The organism is Saccharomonospora saliphila YIM 90502, assembly GCF_000383795.1.
Taxonomy (GTDB): Bacteria; Actinomycetota; Actinomycetes; order Mycobacteriales; family Pseudonocardiaceae; genus Saccharomonospora; species Saccharomonospora saliphila.
In genome coordinates this window covers 12,178-16,281 of the sequence record NZ_KB912709.1, presented here as the reverse complement: position 1 = coordinate 16,281, position 4,104 = coordinate 12,178, and the positions used below count along the sequence as shown (strand labels likewise).

At 73.7% G+C, this 4,104-nt stretch carries 5 protein-coding genes; 2 read left to right on the top strand and 3 right to left on the bottom strand.

Features of this window, described 5'->3' with window-relative positions; genetic code table 11:
• Both SACSA_RS26340 and menD read right to left on the bottom strand, forming a co-directional pair.
• Nucleotides 1-535 (bottom strand): DUF3592 domain-containing protein (locus tag SACSA_RS26340; RefSeq protein WP_019819027.1); only part of this gene is annotated, 535 nt, incomplete at its 3' end.
• A 20-nt stretch (nucleotides 536-555) separates the two neighbouring features.
• Nucleotides 556-2,319, bottom strand: a complete 1,764-nt coding sequence (gene menD / locus SACSA_RS0117465) for a 2-succinyl-5-enolpyruvyl-6-hydroxy-3-cyclohexene-1-carboxylic-acid synthase (protein ID WP_019819026.1) — start codon at nucleotides 2,317-2,319, stop codon at nucleotides 556-558.
• 102 nt (nucleotides 2,320-2,421) lie between these two features.
• On the opposite strand from menD, the gene SACSA_RS0117460 reads away from it, so the two are divergent.
• Entirely contained in the window at nucleotides 2,422-3,345 is a 924-nt protein-coding gene (locus SACSA_RS0117460; protein ID WP_019819025.1) for a 1,4-dihydroxy-2-naphthoyl-CoA synthase, read from the top strand.
• Nucleotides 3,346-3,408: 63 nt separating this feature from the next.
• Here the strand turns inward: SACSA_RS0117460 and SACSA_RS27055 are convergent, their stop codons facing one another.
• The gene (locus SACSA_RS27055) at nucleotides 3,409-3,537 is read right to left on the bottom strand and encodes a hypothetical protein (protein WP_019819024.1); all 129 of its coding nucleotides are present in this window, start codon (nucleotides 3,535-3,537) and stop codon (nucleotides 3,409-3,411) included.
• Between the two features lie 18 nt (nucleotides 3,538-3,555).
• On the opposite strand from SACSA_RS27055, the gene SACSA_RS0117450 reads away from it, so the two are divergent.
• A partial coding sequence (locus SACSA_RS0117450) for an AMP-binding protein (protein ID WP_019819023.1) occupies nucleotides 3,556-4,104 on the top strand: 549 nt, incomplete at its 3' end.

The following is a 4,104-nucleotide window of genomic DNA, read 5'->3' as shown; positions in this document are numbered from 1 at the left end:
ACATCGGCGGGCCGGTCGGCGCGGTACCCGACGGCGCGACCCCGGTGGGCGGGGTTTCGGCCGCGCGCAGGCGGGAGCGCAGCCACCACACCGACGGCATCGCGACCAGCCAGGTGACCAGCAGTGTGCTGCCCACCGGCAGCAGGGTGAGCAGCCAGGTGCGCCCCGCGACCTTCGCCAGCTCCGCGTCGGTGGTGTCGTACTCGATGCGGACCAGCTGGCCCTCCGCGAGACCATCCGGGTAGAGCACCCCGTTCTCGGGACTGTGCGCGACGCCGTCCGGGGTCTCGTAGCGGATGAGGGTGCGGTCGAACAGCACCCGCTCGACCTGCGCGGTGGCCGTTCCCCGGTGCTCGGCGATCAACTGGTCGTTGCGCACGGCCCCCAGCACGAGCGTCACGCCGAGCAGCGTGAGCACCGAGGCCACCCCCAGCACGGCCCAGAGGCCGGTGCGCAGCGCGCGCACGCGACGTCCGGCCACCACCGCGGTGGCACCCGGTGGTTCACTCCCCGCGCCCGTCACGCCCGCGAGCATAGCGAGCGGCCTGTGCCGGGTCAGGAGCCCGGGACCGCCCGGGCGACCGCGGACCGGAGCCGGGCGTGCAGGTCACGGTGAGAACCGCGGGGTACGCGCACCTCGATCACGCGCAGGCCCGGGGCGGGGCGCAACGCCTCCCGCAGCTCCTCCCGCGTGTGCACCAGCGAGTACGGCACCCGGTAGCCCGCGCACAGCGCGCCGAGGTCGGCGCCGTGTGGGGTGCCGAAGACGCGTTCGAAGCCGGCGCCGTGCTCGGGCGCTCCCTGTTCCAGGAGCGAGAAGATGCCGCCGCCGTCGTCGTTGAGGACCACGACGGTCAGATCCGGCCGGTCCTCGGCCGACCCGGTGAGCAGGCCGTTGATGTCGTGCAGGAACGTCAGGTCCCCCACCAGGGCGTAGGAGGGGCCCGCGTGCACCGTGGCCGCGCCGATCGCGGTGGAGACGGTGCCGTCGATCCCGGCCACGCCCCGGTTGCGGTGCACGAGCACGTCGGGACGGCAGCCGCCGACCAGCGCCACGTCCCGCGCCGGGTTCGACGAGCCGACGACCAGCAACGAGTCGGCGGGCAGTCCCGACACCAGCTCGGCGGCCACCCCGAGTCCGTTGGGCCACGGCTCGGCCGCCAGTGTGTCGCGCACGGCCGCCGTGGCCGCCGCGTCGGCCCGTCGCCAGCGGCTCAGCCATTCCGCGTCGGCGGGCTTGGCGGGTTCGTCGAACCACTGCCCCACCTGGCGCACGTTGTGGGCGGGCGCGGGCCAGTCGGAGTCGGGCCGCACGAGCAGCACCTCCACCGCCGGGTCGGACAGCAGGCGTTGCACCTGCCGGAACACCGTCGGCCTGCCGATGCACAGCACCTGCTCGGGCCGGTGGTCGGCGAGGAAGTCCTCGACGCCGAGCAGCCACGCCCCTCCGGCGATCGCGGTCGTGCCACCGAGGCCGAGACCGCCGGTCTCCGAGATCACCGGCCAGCCGTGCTGCTCGCCCCACTCGCTCGCGGCGCGGACACCCGCGTCGCAGGCGATGACCAGCCCGTGCCGAGCCGAGGGGACCACGAAGGACGGCAGGGCGCCGAAGTCGGGCAGCTCGGTCCACCGCGCGCCGCGGGGACGGCCGTCCAGGGACTCGTACCAGCGTGCGGTGCGCCCATCGCCGGAGTGGCCGGTGGCGTGGGCCTCCTCGGCGTCCCCGGTGCCGCCGGCGTCGCCGGTGTTTTCGGCATCGTCGATGTCCTCGGCGTCGGGCACCAGCGGTTCCCGCAGCGGGACGTTGAGGTGCACGGGGCCGCACCGCCACTCGCCGTAGGCGGCGTTCCAGGCCCGGCAGATCTGACTGCGCCAATAGGCGTTCTGTCCCGCCCTGCGCTCGGCCACGGCCAGCTCGTCGAAGTAGCGGACGGCACCGCCGTAGAGGGCGTGCTGGTCGACCACCTGGTTGGCGCCCGCGGAGCGCAGCTCGGGAGGCCGGTCGGCGGTGAGCACGATCAGCGGCACCCCCGCCCGGTCGGCTTCGAGCACGGCGGGGTGGATGTTCGCGGCGGCCGTGCCGGAGGTGCACACCATCGCCACCGGCCGTCCGGTGCGGGCGGCGATGCCGAGCGCCAGGAAGGCCGCGCTGCGCTCGTCGATGCGGACGTGCAGGGTGAGCCTGCCCGCCGTGGCGGCGTCGTGCAGGGCGAACGACAGCGGCGCGTTGCGCGAGCCGGGGCTGAGCACGACGTGCGAGACCGTGTTGCGCACCAGCTCGTCGACCAGGACCCGGGCCTGCGCGGTGGACGGGTTCACGGGCGTGTCCCGTCGACGGGTGTGCCCGGGGCCGACCCCCGGTGGCCGGGGCGGCCCGCCGTGGTGTCGAGTGTCGCGCGCACGGGGATTATTGTCCCAGGCGTGCCTGACGCCCGTATCTCGGAGCTGTTCGACCCCGCTGAGTGGGAAGAGATCGAGGGCTTCGACTTCACCGACATCACCTACCACCGTTCGACGAGGACCCGGTCCGGCAAGCGCGTCGTCCGGGTCGCGTTCGACCGGCCGGAGGTCCGTAACGCCTTCCGCCCGCACACCGTCGACGAGCTGTACCGTGCGCTCGACCACGCCCGGATGAGCTCCGACGTCGGCTGTGTCCTGCTCACCGGCAACGGTCCGTCACCCCGGGACGGCGGTTGGGCGTTCTGCTCCGGTGGTGACCAGCGTATTCGCGGTCGCTCCGGGTATCAGTACGCCGAGGGCGAGACGTCGGACACCATCGATCCCGCTCGGGCCGGGCGGCTGCACGTGCTGGAAGTGCAGCGACTGATCCGCTTCATGCCGAAGGTGGTCATCGCCGTGGTGCCGGGCTGGGCCGCAGGGGGCGGGCACTCGTTGCACGCGGTGTGCGATCTCACCCTCGCCTCGGCCGAGCACGCGCGGTTCAAGCAGACCGACACCGACGTCGGCTCGTTCGACGGCGGGTTCGGCTCGGCGTATCTGGCGCGCCAGGTCGGGCAGAAGTTCGCCAGGGAGATCTTCTTCCTCGGCCGCGCCTACGACGCCGAGCAGGCGCACGCGATGGGCGCGGTGAACGAGGTCGTCCCGCACGAACGGCTGGAGGCCGAGGCGCTGACGTGGGCGTTCGAAACGCTCGGCAAGTCGCCCACCGCACAGCGCATGGTCAAGTACGCGCTCAACCTCGTCGACGACGGGCTGGTGGGGCAGCAGGTGTTCGCGGGGGAGGCCACGCGGCTGGCCTACATGCGGGACGAGGCCGTGGAGGGCCGGGACGCGTTCCTGCACAAGCGCGACCCGGACTGGTCGGAGTATCCGTACTACTACTGAAACACCGGCGTCTGCCGACGTGGTGCGTCCCGTCCTGGTGGGCTGCGCCCGTCGGCGCGCCGGTCAGTCCAGGGTGCGTTGCTTGGCCTGCCGGATCCCGTCCCGCACGGCCGCCCGCACCACGAAGTAGAGGATGTAGAAGAAGGCCGCCACGACGACGAGGTAGGTCAGTACGCCCGGGATGTTCACCATGTGAAGGGACGGTAAGTCATGCGCCTGGCCGGCCTCGACGGAACCCCGGACGCGGTGGCACGGTTGCGCGCCGCGCTGGCCGAGGCGCTCGACGGCGGCGAGGCCGTCCTGCCGCTCGACCCGCGCGATCCCTCGGCGGAGAGCGTGCGGGAGGCGATGCGCCCGTCCGAGCCCGCCGAACCCGGCACCGCCGTGGTCGTGGCCACGTCGGGATCGACCGGCTCGCCCAAGGGCGTGCTGCTGTCGGCGCGGGCGCTGCTCGCCTCGGCCCGAGCGACCCACGAGCGGCTCGGCGGCCCGGGACACTGGCTGCTGGCCACGCCCGCGCAGTACGTCGGCGGGGTGCAGGTGCTGGTGCGGGCACACCTGGCGGGCACCGAGCCCGCCGTGCTGGACCTCTCGTCCGGCTTCCGGCCGGACGCGTTCGCCGCCGCCGCACGCGACCTGCACCGGCGCTCCGGGCCGCATTACACCGCACTGGTGCCCACCCAACTCGCGCGGCTGCTGGACGCGGGCGGTGCCGGGGCCGACCTCTTCGACGCGATCGTGCTCGGCGGCGCCCCGCTG

Bases quoted from the DNA above. Each gene is read 5' to 3' on its own strand.
- SACSA_RS27055 (WP_019819024.1), bottom strand. From the start codon at position 3,537: ATGGTGAACATCCCGGGCGTACTGACCTACCTCGTCGTCGTGGCGGCC.